Origin of the sequence: Gordonibacter sp. An230, assembly GCF_002159915.1 — a bacterium.
GTDB lineage: Bacteria > Actinomycetota > Coriobacteriia > Coriobacteriales > Eggerthellaceae > Rubneribacter.
In genome coordinates this window covers 1-16,284 of the sequence record NZ_NFJP01000031.1, presented here as the reverse complement: position 1 = coordinate 16,284, position 16,284 = coordinate 1, and the positions used below count along the sequence as shown (strand labels likewise).

10 protein-coding genes are annotated in these 16,284 nt (G+C 59.9%); 5 read left to right on the top strand and 5 right to left on the bottom strand.

Going from position 1 to position 16,284, the window contains the following annotated elements:
* Positions 1-5: 5 nt before the first annotated feature.
* A complete protein-coding gene (locus tag B5F40_RS13405) occupies positions 6-2,405 on the bottom strand; it encodes a DMSO/selenate family reductase complex A subunit (protein WP_087194786.1) in 2,400 nt (799 codons plus the stop codon).
* A gap of 1,024 nt (positions 2,406-3,429) precedes the next feature.
* Positions 3,430-4,371: a DMSO reductase gene (locus B5F40_RS13395; protein WP_087194784.1), complete on the bottom strand. Its 942-nt coding sequence runs from the start codon at positions 4,369-4,371 to the stop codon at positions 3,430-3,432.
* Positions 4,372-5,134: 763 nt separating this feature from the next.
* Between B5F40_RS13395 and B5F40_RS13390 the strand changes: the two genes are divergently transcribed.
* Together B5F40_RS13390 and B5F40_RS13385 are read left to right on the top strand one after the other, a co-directional pair.
* Entirely contained in the window at positions 5,135-6,838 is a 1,704-nt protein-coding gene (locus tag B5F40_RS13390) for a helix-turn-helix transcriptional regulator (RefSeq protein WP_087194783.1), read from the top strand.
* A 5-nt stretch (positions 6,839-6,843) separates the two neighbouring features.
* The gene (locus B5F40_RS13385; RefSeq protein WP_087194782.1) at positions 6,844-7,221 is read left to right on the top strand and encodes an Hpt domain-containing protein; all 378 of its coding nucleotides are present in this window, start codon (positions 6,844-6,846) and stop codon (positions 7,219-7,221) included.
* On the opposite strand, the gene B5F40_RS13380 is transcribed toward B5F40_RS13385, so the two are convergent.
* The 3 genes from B5F40_RS13380 to B5F40_RS13370 all read right to left on the bottom strand — a co-directional run bounded on the left by B5F40_RS13380 (position 7,218) and on the right by B5F40_RS13370 (position 11,911).
* On the bottom strand, positions 7,218-7,865 hold the full coding sequence (locus B5F40_RS13380; protein ID WP_087194805.1) for a SanA/YdcF family protein: 648 nt from the start codon (positions 7,863-7,865) through the stop codon (positions 7,218-7,220). The genes B5F40_RS13385 and B5F40_RS13380 overlap by 4 nt on opposite strands.
* Before the next feature lie 260 nt (positions 7,866-8,125).
* The gene (locus B5F40_RS13375; RefSeq protein ID WP_239443062.1) at positions 8,126-9,109 is read right to left on the bottom strand and encodes an endonuclease domain-containing protein; all 984 of its coding nucleotides are present in this window, start codon (positions 9,107-9,109) and stop codon (positions 8,126-8,128) included.
* A gap of 1,398 nt (positions 9,110-10,507) precedes the next feature.
* The gene (locus tag B5F40_RS13370; protein ID WP_087194781.1) at positions 10,508-11,911 is read right to left on the bottom strand and encodes a helix-turn-helix domain-containing protein; all 1,404 of its coding nucleotides are present in this window, start codon (positions 11,909-11,911) and stop codon (positions 10,508-10,510) included.
* A gap of 220 nt (positions 11,912-12,131) precedes the next feature.
* On the opposite strand from B5F40_RS13370, the gene B5F40_RS13365 reads away from it, so the two are divergent.
* The 3 genes from B5F40_RS13365 to B5F40_RS13355 all read left to right on the top strand — a co-directional run.
* Positions 12,132-13,961, top strand: a complete 1,830-nt coding sequence (locus tag B5F40_RS13365) for a flavocytochrome c (RefSeq protein ID WP_087194803.1) — start codon at positions 12,132-12,134, stop codon at positions 13,959-13,961.
* 284 nt (positions 13,962-14,245) lie between these two features.
* On the top strand, positions 14,246-15,235 hold the full coding sequence (gene xerA / locus B5F40_RS13360) for a site-specific tyrosine recombinase/integron integrase (protein ID WP_087194780.1): 990 nt from the start codon (positions 14,246-14,248) through the stop codon (positions 15,233-15,235).
* A 70-nt stretch (positions 15,236-15,305) separates the two neighbouring features.
* Positions 15,306-16,284 (top strand): restriction endonuclease subunit S (locus tag B5F40_RS13355; RefSeq protein ID WP_087194779.1); only part of this gene is annotated, 979 nt, incomplete at its 3' end.

The window sequence follows — 16,284 nt, the reverse complement described above, 5'->3', positions numbered from 1 at the left end:
CCTCCTTAACCCGCGATCTTCGTCACTTGACAGATATTGGAATGCTGCGGATTGCCTTTCGACAATGGCGAGGGACGATAGCAAGTAAGTGTATTGATACATCCGCCCTTGTCCACACGGTCGCCATACATATCCGCTTCGTGCCAAGCACCCTGAGATATGGCGACAGTTCCGGGAACTATGCGAGGCGTTACTTTGGCAAGCAGATGAGTCTCACCGAAATCATTCGTTACAGAAACGGTGTCACCCGAAACAATCCCTCGTTCCTCCGCATCGGCTGGGTTGATCCAAACCTCTTGAGGATTAGCCTCTTTCAAAATGTCAATATTGCCCCACGAAGAGTGCTGACGACCGCGATAGTGGAATCCCGTCAAAACGAGAGGGTTTTCTTTCGTCGTCGTCTCAACACCATACCATTCGGGAATATACAGCGGTAAGCCATGGAATTGCTCGTCTTCCGCAAGATCCCATGTCTCGGCAAGCTTCTCCACAGACTCGGAAAATATCTCTATCTTGCCAGACGCCGTCTTAAGAGGATTCGCAGAAGGATCCGCAACGAACGCTTCCAACGCGATGGTTTTGCCCTTGGGATTCGCTTTCTTATACACTCCCATTTCCATTGCCTCGTCATACGTTGGCAAGGAGGGATCTTTGGCACGATCTTTTTCGTAGAGTTCCTTGATCCACTCCTCCTGGGTTTTTCCTTCGGTAAACTCTTCTTCTGTTCCCATGGCTCGCGAAATGAGCGTGGCGATCTCGTAAGGATCCTTACGCTCGAATTTACGACTCGTGCACGGTTGGCCGGCAATCATGTAGCCGGTATCACCGCCCGTGCCAATCATCGACACCTGTTCAAAACGGAATGAATCGGGAAGAAGGATATCCGCATACTTCGCAGAGTCGCACAAAACCGTGTTCGTGCAGACGATGAATTCACACTTACTCTCATCTGCTAGTATATCGTGAGTTCGATTAATGTCGCCATGCTGATTCGTCAAGCAATTGCCTGCCCCATAGAACATAAATTTAATGTCGCTCTTAACTGCGTCGCCGCTTTTAACTCCTGCATTTTTAGCAGTCATCTCGTGTCCGTGGTCAATAGCGTCAGTGTAAAGGTAGCAGGGAATCTGCTCCTTTATGGGATTTTCGAGATCAGGGATGGAGGTCAGATTGATTGAGTAGCTTCCATGGGGATAACCGCTATTCGTTCCCGGCTTGCCAACTTGACCCACAAGCGCAGGAAGAACCATGATTGCCCAGCAATTCCACTCACCATTACTTCTACGCTGAGAACCATATCCCTGATCAACGAACAAAGCTTCCGTGGTGCCAATCTCCTGTGCCAATTCTTCAATTTTCTGAGGAGCTATTCCGGTAATTTTAGAGGCCCACTCTGGCGTCTTCTCTACCTTATCGTAACCTTCGCCCATGATGTAAGCATAGTAGGACATATTCCTGCCCTTGTAAGCTTCTGGCATAGTCTCTTCGTCGTAGCCTACGCAATAGGTGTGCAGGAAATCCAGATCGACCAGATCATGCTCGATAAGATAATGGGCTAAACCGGCGATAAGAGCCGCATCGGTTCCCGGATTGATGGGCAACCACTCGTCACAATGCCCGGCTACAGTGTCCGTCAAACGCGGATCGACATGAACAATCTTTGCCTTGGTGTTCTCGCGCATACGAACATAATCCGTATGCCCGCAACCGCCACCTTGCGTCGTTACCGTAGGATTGGAACCAAAGGCCAAATACAACGTAGCATCCTCAATCACATTGAGCGTGGACCCCGATCCCGAACCAATAACGAACGGCGTCGTATAGGTAAGCTGATGAGTTGAATAGCTGCCATAAAACTGCAGCGACCCCCCAAGCACATTAAACATACGCCAGTACGGGCGCGCAGTAGTGGAGCTGGTGCCAGAACCCATGTGAATGTAAATTGCCTCGTTTCCGTACGTATCGATAGTGTATTTCAATTTCTCGGCAATCGTATCAATGGCTTCATCCCAGGAGATTCTTTCAAACTTCCCCTCGCCACGTCGTCCAACACGTTTCATAGGGTAGTTCAGTCGATCAGGATGATTAATCCACCGGCGATACGAACGCCCACGCAAGCAGCACCTCACTTGCATTTCATCGATATTGTTGTCATCCGACGTGTCACCTTCAACCCACACAACCTCGTCGTCTTTCGTATGGATACGCAAAGCGCAGCGACCCGGGCAGTTGATGGCACAGTGGCCCCAGGTGACCTTCTCCTCGCTGTCGGCAGACGCCTGCGCCACGCCGTTTCCGAAGAGCGAATCGGTCGCAGCCGCGCCGCCGACGGCGGCCAGCGCGCCGAGCGCCCCCGTCGTCTTCACGAACGCGCGACGGCTCAAAGTCGGCATTGCTTCAGACATTGCACTCCCCCTTCTCTAGAACGCACTCTCGTCAAAGCAGGCCAACCATACCCATTTCAGCTTGGGCACGTGTCACATAAAACGTGCGAATTTGACATCTTACCAGTTCAGAAGGGGTCACATACAAACGGGTGACAGAAGGGACGCTTTAAATGAGCGCTGCTTTCCGCATGCTCGGACTCATGCGCACGGGCACGTCATGGCACCCGCCCCTGCGCACACCGCCACCCCATCCACTCCATCTCGCAATCTTCTTCGAACTGCAAGGCGAGCCCCACCCCGAGAGGACCGCGTCTCTCGACCGCCGCAACGAAAGACGCTAGAGGATCAGACCTTCAGAACAACTCGAGGCATTTCGGCCTCCACGAGCGCCCTTCCCCGTCTCTGACTTACCGCCTCTATTCAAACCCCCGCTCACTGCACATGTGCTTCTTCGCATCTTGCATACGTCCGCACGCGTCCTTTCTTGGATGCCTTCCCGCATGCGCTCCCTTACCTGCGCCCCGCCCCTTCTCCTCCATTCGGGCGACCTCTTCCGCAAAGAAGGCTCAGCGTCTGAAGACTTGCGCAGTCACCGGGAAACAACAGCTGGCCCACGGGCAAAACCGAAGAGCGAGCAAGCGCCGAAAGCGCCAAGGCCCCGCCCGCCATCTTCGCAACGCACAGGGTGCTTTTCGCCAGATTCGCCAGATTGCTGCCGAACAGCAAGCGAAGAAGACATCTCGGAACCCGCATCCTTTTTCCTCAGCTGTAACGTTTTTCTTGAACGGGGAAACACTTTATGCGACTTCGCTATCGCTACGAACATCGGCCTTCCGGGTGGCGATCTGGCGAATCTTGCGCATTCGGGAGGACGGCGCGCGCAGAGCCCGTCTACGATCACGCCTCCCCTCGTCACCGCAAACCGAACGGCACGCGATGCGGAGGCCAACACCCTCTTGCGCGCCGCGCGCTTGCCGCCGCCTCTGCAACCTCGGGCACAAGGGAGAGAGGGAGGGAGCCTCGCCCCTCCCCTCAACGCAGCTCACACGGGCAGCGCATAGAACACAAGGCACGCCACGAAGATTGCAGCCAGCACAGCGGCGTTCCCGCCCACGAGAAGCGGAACGGCCGAACGCTCGCCCACCGGCAGAACGTCGCCGCGATCACGTATGGGCACCCCTGCAGTTGCGCCGGCAGTTCGCCCGAGCGCGGACGTGCGATCAGGCGAAAGGGCCGTTCGCAGGCATGCCAGCATGACGACAAACCCGATGATGGAGATCACCAAGTACACCCACGAACCAGGCAAGGCCTCGGCACCCGGAACAAGTGCAGCGACCAGCGACTGCGCGAACAGCATCTGGGACGCCACTCCGAAAATCGACGCCACCACGCCGATGAACGCCGCAACCACCAACGCCGACGCGAACCGCGCGTTCTCCGCTTCTTGCAATCCGCCTCCCAGCGCAACCACAAGCACGCCAAGCGGCACGCCGCCCGCCACGCAGAATCCCATCAGCCCGACGACCGTGGGCAGCGCGCTCCACGACAAGGCGGACGAGCCCGCTAGCGACATGCCGATGGACAACGACAGCGCGAGCGCGCCTACCCCCACCACGACGGCGAACACGGTTCTCGCCCGATAGCCCAAATTCCCGGTCAAGGCAATGATCCAATACACCACCGCAAGAGACGAGAACGCCAAACCCGTCAACGGAACGATCATCCCGGTCGCAAAGCCGGCTCCGCCAATATCTCGCAGAACGCTTGTTGCCCCCTGCGGGAATGCGAGCGACAAAAAGGCCGCAACGAAGCCCACCGCGATGATGCCGAGGGGAAGAAGCGTCCAGCGGTCAATACGTTTAAGGCACCCATCCGAAAAGCGCGTCGTCAGAAACGCGATGGCCAACCCGATGAACGCGCCCGATGCCATCGGCACCAACGTAGTGAACAGCGTCATCGGCAGTTGCAAGAGCGCCAGGCTCATGACTGCACCTCCTCACGGGCCGCGAACGCATGCGCAGGGGCCCAACCGTCGTTTTCGATGGGCCCATCCTACCTGCCTGATCGCTCGATCACGCCGGGCGACCGCATCGTTCGTCAACCCGTATCCCCGCCGCAGCCGCCCCGTCGCCTGATCGCCACGGTACCGAATCCCGCAGCTCGCAAAGGACCACGCGCCGCGCCGATCGCGACTGCGCCATCCGCAGCCAAGCCGCTTCGCTCCCGGCCTCTTCTTTGGCGAACTCGAGCCCTCGCCTCGAGCGAAACTCGCGTTCTTCCCAAAACTGCGATAGGCTTGCGTTCGCTGAACGACCCACTTTTCAAGGGGGCGTACGCGCGATGGAAGGGAGACGGGGCAAGAGCGCACATGACCGCTCCGCGCGATCCCGGCGCGGTCCATGACGCCATCGCGATCAGCGGGGCCGTTCGCTGAACGCACATTCCCCGCGTGCAGAGCCGCTTTGCGCGCGAGCGTCGCCATGCGCGTCGGCAAACCGCCCCGCCTCGCCCCGCAAGCATGCGACCCTTGCGCCCTCGCGCCCGAAAACGCCCTTTCGCCCAAAAGGCAGCCATCTTCGAACGGCGGCGAAAGACGGCACGCCTGCGGAAAGACGAAGCGGAAGGACGGTGCGGAACATGTCGCACGCCGAAACCGCAACGTCGCGGCTCCGGCACGTGCGGCCCCGGAAAAGTCTGGTATGCTAGCCCTTGCGCCTGCATGAGCCGATCGCGGGGAAAGGAAGCACGTGCAGCTTCAAAGCATCGTCCGCATATTCACGCCCAGCATCACAACGCTCGGTTACGCGCTGTTCCTGGCTATCAACGCCGCAGGGGTGTGGGGCGGCGTGTTCCCGTTCCTTCCCTTGGAGTTCCAAACACCCCAGATCGTGTTCTGGTTCTTCTTCGCGCAGTCCGTCGTGTTCTCGGCAAGCTACTTCGCCAGCATGATAGGCGGGTACTTCGTGCCCGGCCCCACGCGCACGTTCATCGTGCGGCTTGCCACCGTTCCCTACCTGCTGGGATGGTGCTGCCTGATCGGAGCCATCTATCTAAGCGATTGGTCGCTTCCGCTCGTGGTTGCGGGCGGCGCGCTCCTAGGGCTGGGCTCGGCAGGGTTCTACATGCTGTGGCAACGGCTGTTCGCCAGCCAAGATGCCGATAGCGGCAACCGCGAGCTCATCCTGGGAACCGCTTGGGCCGCGGTGCTCTACTTCTCGCTTTACCTCATCCCCCAGGCTGTGACGGCGTTTCTGATTCCGCTCGTGTTCCTGCCTCTATTTGGCCTGACCATCGCATTGAAAAGTCGAACAATCGACCGCGACCAGGCCATGTTCCAAGACGTTCCGCGCGAGCATCCGCGCGTGTACCGGCGCGTGGCGCACGACTACTGGCGCAGTGCGCTGTGCGTGGGCGCGCTCGGGTTCTGCACCGGCATCATGCGCTCGCTCGCCATCGGCGAGCCGGCGGTCGGATCGCTCGTGAATGCGTTGTCGATGGGAGGCATGTGCGCCGCCGCCATAGCCCTGCTCGTGCTGTGGCAGTTCAAGAACCTGCGCCTGAACGTGGTGGGAGCGTACCGCGTGTTCTTCCCCATCGTGATCACGGGGTTCTTAATGCTGCCGTTTCTGCCCGAGGGGTACGTCCGCTGGCTTGCCGCCATCCTGTACGCCGTGTACAGCGTGGCCATCATGCTCATGATGATCCAATGCGCGCAGGCCTCGCGCGACCGCGGCATCAACCCCGTGTTCATCTATGGGTTCTTCGGCGGCATCGTGTACGCCCTGCACGACGTGGGCTTCATCGGAGGGACGTTCGCCGAGCAGATCATGGTGATGGGCGTCGCCCCGCTTGCCGTGGTGGCTCTTGTGGCGGTGTATTTGCTCGGACTCATGTACTTCATCGGGCAAGGCGGCTTCGTGCGCATATTCAAGCGCGATGTCGATAATGCCGACGCCGCAGCCAGCATCGAACTCGTGGCGCTGCGAGCCCCGCACGCGTCTGGACGAAAATCCGAGACCGGACGCTCCGCCCAAGACGCGACCCCGAATGCGACAACGGATAGCGAAAGGAAGCCGCAGCCTGTCGAAAGCCAGGGGACGCCTAAAAGCCAACGCAGGCAAGCGGCACGCGAGACGAGCCCGGCAAACGGCGCAAACGCACACGCGCAACGACCGCGGCGACTGGGTCCTGAGGAGCGTGTCTACCAGGACCGTATCTCGAAGCAAGCCGCCGCCCTGCAGCAACATTACCGTTTGAGCGCACGCGAAGCCGAGGTGATGGAGCTCATCGCGCGCGGCAACACCGTGGCGCGCATTGCCGAAGACCTCGTGGTGTCCGAGAACACCATCCGGACGCACTCGAAGCGCATCTACGCGAAACTCGACATCCACAAGAAGCAGGAGCTTTTGGATCTCATCGAATCGTTCGACCCGAGCGAATTGGAGGACTGACGAACATGGACGGCAAAAGGGGCGACGCATCGCTCGAGCAGCGCCTGCGCGCTCGTGGCGTCGATTACCAAGACGCCCTGCGACGTTTCGACGGAAACGAGGCGCTCTATCGTCGGCTGGCGGTAAAGTTCGCGGACGACCCGCACTTCCCCGCGCTCGAGCGAGCGCTGTCAGCAGGCGACGCCGAGACGGCGCTGTGCGAAGCGCACTCCCTCAAAGGCGTGGCCGGCAGCCTGTCGTTTCGCGTTCTGCACGAGCACGCCTGCGCCATCACCGACGCGCTGCGCGCGGGCGATGCGGCCGCCGCGCGTGACCGCATGCCGCAGGCCCGCACCGCCTACGACGACGCGCTGTCCGCAGCGCGCGAGCTCGCATCCGACTAGCTTTCGGTGACGTCACCCGATTGCTCAAGGCTAATGGGATCCCCCACGAACGTCGAAGGCACGCGAAGCAGCGTCTTGAAGAAGTCCTTGGCGCGCGCAGGGATCTCGCGCATGTCGTATTGAAGCTGGTGGGCGTACTCGCGGTAGTCGCTCGGCACGCCGACGGCCTCCAGGCCCAGGCCGTTTGCCGCGTAGAGCGCCCGGTACAGGTGATAGGTCTGCGTGGCCACGACGATGCGCTCGGCGCCGAACACGTGCTTGGCGCGGTACATGCTCTCGTAGGTGGAGAAGCCCGCATGGTCGCAGAACACGTCCGCGCTGGGAACTCCCTGGGCCACTGCGTAGTCCTTCATGGCCTTCACTTCGTTGTACGACACGGTGCTGTTGTCGCCGCTCATGATGATTTTCGGCGCCACGCCCGCGAAGTACAGGGCAATGCCGTCGTCGAGACGGTCTTGCAGGATGCCGGACGGTGTACCGTCCGCGTACACCGACGCGCCCAACACCACGATGGCATCCGCATCGAACGACGCGGCGGCCTCGGCACCCACGATGCGATCCTTCGTGGTCAGCACCGTGATCGCGTTCGTCGCCGCGACCACCGCAACCACTGCCAGCACGCATCCCAGCAGCACACCCAGCATCGCCCTCAACCATCCATGTTTCTTCGCCTTCGCCATAGAGATTGATGATAGCAAAGCGGCGCTTCGTTCGCCGCGCGCCGCCGCGCTTCGTCACCGAAACTCAAAGCAGCCTCCACACAGCCTGCGCGCGCCTCCCGGCGAGCGCAGAAAGGGCACTCGAGGCAGGAGGGCCTCCATCCGAATGGCCCGCGCGGCAGGAGGTGCGAGGGATCGCGCCTACGAACGCGAAGGGAAGCGCGAAGACGAGCAGCGGAACGCGCCTACGTGCGCGGAGGGAGAAGCGCAGCCCACAACTCTCCCCGCAGCGCCAAATGCTTGCGCGTGAACTCCGGATCGCGGTAGCGCAAGCGCTTGCCCGTCTGCTTGGCCACTTGCCGCGCAAGCCGATTGAACGCGCCTCCATCCATGAGTTGGCCGCGCGACACCGTGATCACCGTAAGCCCAAGCGTGATGAGCGTGTTGCGCCGTCGCGCATCCTCCTCCTGCTTTTCGGCATCGGCATGATGGAGCCGACTATCGTACTCCACACACAAGCGCGACTCCGGCCAGCACAGATCGCACTCGCAATACGCGCGATCGACCATTCCGCGCATAGACGGTGGAACGTCGACATGATAGTTAAACAGGGGGTACGGCACGCCATAGCCACCAAGGGAGTACGGCATGCACAGCATCATGGCAAGCGCCGACTCCATAGGAGAGGCGCTGCGGTCTCTCGCGTAGCGCAACGCGCGCAGGGCTTTCGCACGGCCCGATGCGTTCTCCGCCGCCCCGACGAATTCGTTCAGCTTCTTGATCGAAGTGAGTGGGCTTTCTCGACGGCGCGCCGGACCGTGCTCTTCGAAAACGTACGTACCGCTCAGTTCGAAGGCCAGAAGCACAAGCTGGACGAGTGTCAGTTGAGAAGCCATCTGCAGGAAACAGAACTCGGGCGTGCTCACAAGGAACCCCTCGCCCGCATCGACCATCGAGTTGTCGGGGATAGCGGGCCATACGCGGCTCTGCACGGAGGCGGTTCGCGTACGGAACTTCGCATCCCCCACCAGCACTCGGACGGGAAGCTTCGCGCCAGCGGGACGACGGTTGCCAGGCGATAGCCGCGGCTTCTTTCCGGCAGCAAGCATTTCCCGCGCCCGCTGCGTGGCCTCGCGTCGCTGGCGTTTCCCGCGCAGGAACCTCGGACCGACAGCCCGCCAGTATTCCAACGCAGACAGGTATCCGAGCAAAATGCTGGTCTCGCCCATAGCCGCCCCTCTATATCAACCAATTCAACAATACCGGCCTCGTCTATATCAGCCCGTCGTGCACCGTCTCTCTAGCGCTGCGGAAGTTCCCCGCCCAACGGGGCGATCCTCCGCTTCGCCCGGCTGCAAAAGACTCGGCTTGAACTTCGGCAAACGCAATCCGGCGTCAACCTTGGCTCGGCATAGAGCATTGGTCTTCGCTACCCGATCAAAACCGACACGGACCAGCACTCACCTGATTCCACATCGAACTTCTTGCGACCGGACGAAACGAAAGACCGATCCGCTGGACCAGAGGGCTCTTCAAGCGCCGGAGGGATTTGCGCGGCGGGTTTCAAGGCCTTCATCAATCTCGGTTTAGCAACGGACGTCGGCCATTTTGGCACAAATTTCGACCTGTGGCAATAAAGACGCCTGACTGAAGCAATTCACCTGGGGTTTTCCACGCTGATTCTCAAAACCTTCCCGGAAATCCTTCAAATTGCTGCCATAGGTCGAAATTTGTGCCATTTTACAAACTCGCATCAACTCGTAAAGGCACGAACACGCATCAACCTACGCTCCTTCGTTGCGCAACGCAGCGCCGCATCAACTCGCGAAGACGCGAACACCGCACCTGCCCGCGACTGCCCACTCGACGAACTCGCCCATCGCTTCACGAAGACGCGCGCTCACCACATACAAGGCGCGGCGCACACGCTCGGCGAGCGCGCCCATCGACTCGCGAGAAGCCACGCTGCACCTTCCCGAATACGAGTACCCACGCCCTCCCCTTCGCTCCCGACAAGAGCCCATCAACATCACTGAACGCAGTAAGCGAAATCGACATGCGACCACCGGAACCTGCTGGATGCCGGGAAGAGATGCGGCGATGACTGGAAGCTTGCAAACCGCCGATAGAAGCTCAGCAAGCAGCGCAAACGAAATCGACATCGAGCGAAAAAGGGGAAAGGGGAAGAGGCGGGCCAAACCCGCTAATAGGCAGACGATGCGGGCCGAGCCCCATGCACGACGCAATGGCCGCATCTGCAACGCGCCGCCGATACCGAACACGAACCCGATCGCACCCTCATGCACGACGCGGTGGCCGCCATAGGGGCTTTCCTGCAGCGCCGCACTCGAACACGGTCACGCCCTCGTGTGCGACGCGGACCGTGTCCGCTGCCGCAGCTGCCGACGACGAAGGCAACATGCGCACCCGACTCGAGCCGCCACCCGCGCCCTCGCTGTCCACATCCCCCCTGCCCAGCCTCGTCCGAGCCCCTCAACATGCCAACCGTCCCGCACCCCGTTTGTCCGCGCAAACCCCAACCTGCCGCTGCACGCCCAAGCATACGGCGCTTCGGCGCCTCGGACAACCTCGCGCACGCTTGGCACCCCAGCGGACCAGCCCCGCCTTCACTCCCTCTGTCCAAGCAGCTCGTAGAGCTCTTCGCGGCTGCGGACGCCGAGTTTGCGGTAGATGCGGCTCGTATGCGCCTTTACGGTACCGGGAGCCACGAACAGCTTTTCGCCGATCTGAGCCGCCGTCTCCCGGCGCGCGAGCAGCTGCAGCACCTCCTCCTCGCGCGGGCTCAGATTGCAGTCGTGCGACAAATCCGACACGCGCATGGCCAACACCCCAGGAGAGAACACGTCATCCTCCCCCGGATCGCCCTTGAGGTTGATCCCCCATTTCGCGGACAGGCGCTTCTCCGAAAGAAACAACGCCGCGAACGCGACGACGACTGCCGCAACGATGCCGATATGCAGCACGTTCATCTGCCCCTGCGTCAGAAACGACGATCCGAGCGCGAACGCGCCCCACCCGAGAGCCTCGACAAGGTAGCGAATACCGCGCTCGATGCCGTTGAGCCATGCTGCTGCGATGCCGAAGCGGTACGTGATGTTGCTCAGCACGAGGACGATGAACAGGGACAGCATGGTGTACCCCGCGTCATAGCAAGCCGCCGCCGTTTGAAAATCGAGCGAGAACTGCGGGACGATGAGCAGCAACCCCACGGTCATGAAAGGAAACGCCAGTTGGTAGATGGTATCGAAATTGAACCACTTCGACGACGACAGCACACCGAAGAACACGAACAGCGCCATGAGCACCGTACCCACGATGTTCCCCGTCACAAGCGGCTTGTCCGGCAGGACGCCGAACCCCGTCGCGAGCGTGCACACCCCCATGAGCAGAACGGGTTTCCACGGCACTTCAGACAGCTGGGGTTTGCCCATGGGCTTGGGTAGGTCGAGTTCGGGAAGCCGCCGCATCGAGCGACGCACCCAGTCGATCGAGACAAGCGGGAGCACCAAGGAAAACACGGCGATATGCGCCGGCTCAAGGCCGGTGAACACCCACTTGAAACACTCGCCCAGCACGATGGCGCCCGCGTAGTACACCGCCACGCGCATGGGGTTGAGCGACCCGAAAAACTCTGCCCACATGAGGATGAGCAGCGCCAGTCCCGCTCCCGCCAGCACGAGCCCCGCGTATTTGAGCGCCGCGACCGGCATGCCGAAACAAGCGATCACCACCAACGCCGACCCGCCCACCATAGAGGCGGCGGTCAACCTGACCAGCGCCTTGTTGCACCAAAGCGGCACGACGCGACGCGCAAAAGCCACCACCGCGAAGGAAGCGACGCCGATTGCCCCTTCGAACAGGGCGTAATCGAAGAAACCGACGGTGGGAAACGCCTCGTAACGAAAGAACGTCGAAAGCCACGCCCGATACAGCCCCACGCCGAGAAACGCCGCGGGCAACATGCCGACGCGCATCAGCACGTCCCTCCACCGCCCAACGAAATCCTTCATGCAGACTCTCCCCTCCCTGCAAGGTTCGTCCCCATCTTACTCCGAAACCCGCCGACCGCCCGCCTGTTTTGCCATGGGTTACATTTTTAAACTCGGTCAGGTTTACACATTGAACCGCCCGACAGACGAACGAGCGGCGTGATCGGTGATACGGTGGAACCGCCTCGAGGAAAGCCAAGAGGCCGAGGAGACGGGAAACGTCAAAAGGAAGGACATGATCATGGAGGGACTTTCGCGCAGACAGTTTCTGACCGGAGCGGCGCTCGCCACCGCAGGCGGGGCGCTCGCGCTGGGAGGTTGCGCGCCGTCGGGTGAAGCGTCGAGCAAGAGCGCGGGCGGCGCGCTTCCCGAGGGCGCCGGAATCGCCACCGTAGGCACCGGCATGGGCAAGCATGGAACCATCCAGGTGGAAGTGGTGACGAAGGACGGAGCCATCGAGCGCATCGACGTGCTGGAATCGCGCGAGTCGTTAGGGCTCGGCGACGTGTGCTTCGACAAACTCGGCAAACTTATCGTGGACAATCAGACGCTCAACGTGGACGTGGTGACGGGCGCGTCGCTTTCCAGCATGGCCTACCTCAACGCCGTTGCGGAAGCGCTTGACCAGGCCGGTGAAAAATCGTCGGAATGGAAGAAACGCGACAAAGCGCTCGAGCAACCAGCCGAGGACATCTCCGAAACGTACGACGTCATCGTCATCGGCACCGGAGGCGCAGGGTTTACAGCCGCCATCAGCGCAGCGAACAAAGGCAAGAACGTGCTGCTCATGGAGAAACTCGGCGTGTTCGGCGGCTCCACCGCCCTTTCCGGTGGCGAGATGGCCGTACCCGGCAACTGGATCCAGACCAGCCAAGGCGTGGCCGACACCCCCGAGCAGCTGGCAAAGGACATGCTGGAAGGCGGCGACAACCGTGGAGACCCGGAGCTTGTGAACGTCATCGCGAACGGCGTGTACGATGCGGCGCAATGGCTCACCTTCGAGGGAGGCGTGTCCTGGGAGCACAACCTGCTGTTCTTCGGTGGCCACTCGGTCAAACGCTCCATCATTCCCTCTGGACACATCGGCAATGCGATGACCACCAAACTGACTGCACGGGCGCAGTCCATCGACAACATCACCCTCATCGACAACACGAAGGCCACGGCGCTTGTCACGGGTTCGGATGGCAGCATCAGCGGAGTGAAGGCCGAGAACACGGTCACGGGCAACGAATACTCGTTCAGCTGCAAGGCGGTTGTATTGGCATGCGGCGGCTTCGGTTCCAACGTGGAGATGCGCGCAAAGGCGAATCCGGACTACGGCGAGCAGTTCAACTCCACCGACTCGGTGGGCGCGCAAGGCGACGGACTGACCATGGCGTCGGAGATCGGCGCCGATCTCGTGGACATGGAGCTCATCCAAACCTATCCCATCTGCGACGTGGACACCGGCGCGCTGCTCTACCTCGACGACCTGCGCCTTGACGAGCGCACCGTCATGTTCAACAAAGAGGGCAAGCGCTTTGTGGAGGAATTGGATCGTCGCGACGTGCTGTCAAGCGCCGTGCTGGCCCAAACCGACGAGCGCGCTTACGAGATCTGGGACCAGGCCGCAGCCGACGAGACGAAGGTGGTTGACATCCACTCCGACGAGTTCGAGAACCTCGTGTCCCGCAAGCTGTGCGTGAAGGCCGACACGCTCGAAGAGGCGTGCGAACCGTTCGGCATCGATGCGGCGGCATTGGCCGAGACCATCGAGCAATGGAACGGCTACGTGGATGCAGGCGCCGACCCCGACTTCAATTATCGAGGCGCCATGCACAAGATCGACACGCCGCCCTACTACATCATGACGTACAAGCCAGCCGTGCACTACACGATGGGCGGTTTGCGCATCAACCCAAGCGCCGAAGTGCTCGACACTGCGGGCGCGCCCATTCCCGGCCTGTTCGCAGCCGGCGAGGTGGCCGGGCATAAGATGGGTACGAACCGACTCGGCTCCACCTCCATGGCCGACATCTACACGTTCGGCCGTATCGCCGGCGACAATGCTGCCGACTACGTAGGCTAGCGTTTCGCGCATCCCCTTCCCTCGACGGGCTCCTCGGACGCGTCCGAGGAGCCCGTCTTTTCGCGACGCCCAAACCGTCTTTCAGGTGCTCCCGGCGCGCTCATGCGCGGTGGCGCTTTCGCAATCCCACGCATCCCAGTCAACCTGCCGCCAATCCCTCGGAGAATCCGCGTCCAACCATCGATGCCTCTTCCATTAGCCTCTCAAAAAGGAGGATTGCTTGACGTCGCCGGTTCGATACCATGCCGTCTCGAAGACTTGCAAAACAATCGAAAGGCGGCATCATGAACGAGAAATTCCTCACGATGAGCGAAATCGAACGCCTGATGGCATCATCCCTCAATGGCGCGCAAATGAAGCGGCTCCATGTCGTGCTCAGTCATTGCCTCATCGACGAAAACGACTTCCCTCCCGTTTCTGGAAAACACTCAAGCAATCAAGGCCTACTTGAATCGTTCTTGAGCGCAAAACGGCTTGAAGGCTGCTCGGAACGATCTCTTCGCTACTACTCTTCCACCCTCAAGAAATTCATAACGTCGGTTAGCAAGCCCCTCTCCCATGTTTCGACCGACGACGTGCGGGAATATCTTGCCAATTACCAAGCTCTAGGCAATTTGAGCAATGTTACCGCCGACAACGTGCGGCGCGTCATCTCAAGCCTGTTCTCATGGCTTGAGATCGAAGACCTCATATACAAAAGCCCCGTGCGGCGCATCAAGAAAATCCGCACCCTCAAAGCCATCAAGCCGGTCATCTCTGACGAGTCTTTGGAATCGCTGCGCGACAACTGCACGACGTTGCGGGATTTGGCGATGATCGACATGCTGTCTTCAACCGGCGTGCGCGTGGGCGAATTGGTGAAGCTCAACCGGGACGACATAGATTTCGAAGGCCGCGAATGTGTTGTGCGTGGCAAAGGCGGTAAGGAGCGAAAAGTGTACTTCGACGCGCGCACGAAAGTGCATCTCAAAGCGTATCTCGATCAAAGGCAAGATGGGAACGCGGCTCTCTTCGCATCGCTCAATGCGCCATTCAATCGCCTTGAGATCAGCGGCGTCGAAATACGACTGAGAAAGCTCGGCTCGATGGCGCGGCAGCAGAGAATTCACCCTCACAAATTCCGGCGAACGTTGGCGACGCGGGCCATCGACAAGGGAATGCCCATCGAACAGGTGCAAGTGCTGCTTGGACACAGCAAGATCGACACGACGCTCTGCTACGCCATGGTCGATCAGCAGAATGTGAAGCAGTCGCACCACCGATACATAAGCTAGCACTGGCAAACCCGCGTTTAGCGGGGAACGGATTCCTTTTGCATCCGCATTCAAAGAGGTGTCTCGGGGCGTGGCACGGATAAAGCAGAAAGATTATCTGAATGAGGGCCCGCATCCAATCATAGACCAAGGCCAACTTCTCGTAAGCGGTTATTCCGATAGCGAGGAAGGGCTCTTTACGGACGTACCCGCGATAGTGTTCGGCGATCACACGCGATGCGTAAAATACATCGAGGAGCCGTTCTTCGCGGGCGCAGACGGAGTGAAGATCCTGAAACCCGCCCTCTCCGGCAATGATCGCTACTGGTATCACGCCCTGCGAAGCGTTCGCATCGAAAACCTCGGTTACAGCAGGCATTTCAAGCTGCTCAAGGAAACCAGCTTCCCTGCTCACTCCGCACCTCGCCAAGCAGAAATCTGTGCAGCCCTCGACAAATCACTTGACCTAATCGAACGCCGAAAAAAGACCATTTCCCGCCTCCAATCCCTGGTCAAATCGCGGTTTGTCGAGATGTTCGGAGAAGGCCGCTGGAATATCAAAGCGCTCGAAGAGGTTTCTGAAATTCAGAGCGGAATAACTAAAAACAGCAAGCGAGATAAGTACGGCGTGCAGCTTCCATATCTGCGTGTTGCTAATGTATTGCAAGGAGAGCTCGATCTTGAAGAGGTTCTGACGATTGGGGCTTCGCAATCGGAAATAGATAAGACCCTGCTACGAAAGGGCGACTTGCTGTTCGTTGAGGGGAATGGAAGTAAAGATCAAATTGGCAGATCAGCGATTTGGAATGGTTCAATTGAGCCATGTATTCATCAGAACCATCTTATCCGCGTGCGTTTGGATGCCGGTTTACTCCCTGTGTTTGCGCTTGCATATTTTTCTTCGCCAGCAGGTCGCGAACAGATTGTTGCAAAGGCGGTTAGTACCTCAGGGTTATTTACATTGAGCTCTGGAAAAATAAAGACCTTGGAGGTTCCCGTACCCCCTCTCCCCCTCCAGCGCGAGTTCGCGGCCTTCGCCCGCCAGGCCGCCAAATTGGAATTTGTCGCTC

Coding starts and splice junctions, on each gene's coding strand:
- B5F40_RS13385 (WP_087194782.1), top strand. CDS start 6,844: ATGGACGGCAAAAGGGGCGACGCATCGCTCGAGCAGCGCCTGCGCGCT.
- B5F40_RS13380 (WP_087194805.1), bottom strand. CDS start 7,865: ATGCTGGGTGTGCTGCTGGGATGCGTGCTGGCAGTGGTTGCGGTGGTC.
- xerA (WP_087194780.1), top strand. CDS start 14,246: ATGAACGAGAAATTCCTCACGATGAGCGAAATCGAACGCCTGATGGCA.
- B5F40_RS13370 (WP_087194781.1), bottom strand. CDS start 11,911: ATGAAGGATTTCGTTGGGCGGTGGAGGGACGTGCTGATGCGCGTCGGC.
- B5F40_RS13375 (WP_239443062.1), bottom strand. CDS start 9,109: ATGGGCGAGACCAGCATTTTGCTCGGATACCTGTCTGCGTTGGAATAC.
- B5F40_RS13365 (WP_087194803.1), top strand. CDS start 12,132: ATGGAGGGACTTTCGCGCAGACAGTTTCTGACCGGAGCGGCGCTCGCC.
- B5F40_RS13405 (WP_087194786.1), bottom strand. CDS start 2,405: ATGTCTGAAGCAATGCCGACTTTGAGCCGTCGCGCGTTCGTGAAGACG.
- B5F40_RS13395 (WP_087194784.1), bottom strand. CDS start 4,371: ATGAGCCTGGCGCTCTTGCAACTGCCGATGACGCTGTTCACTACGTTG.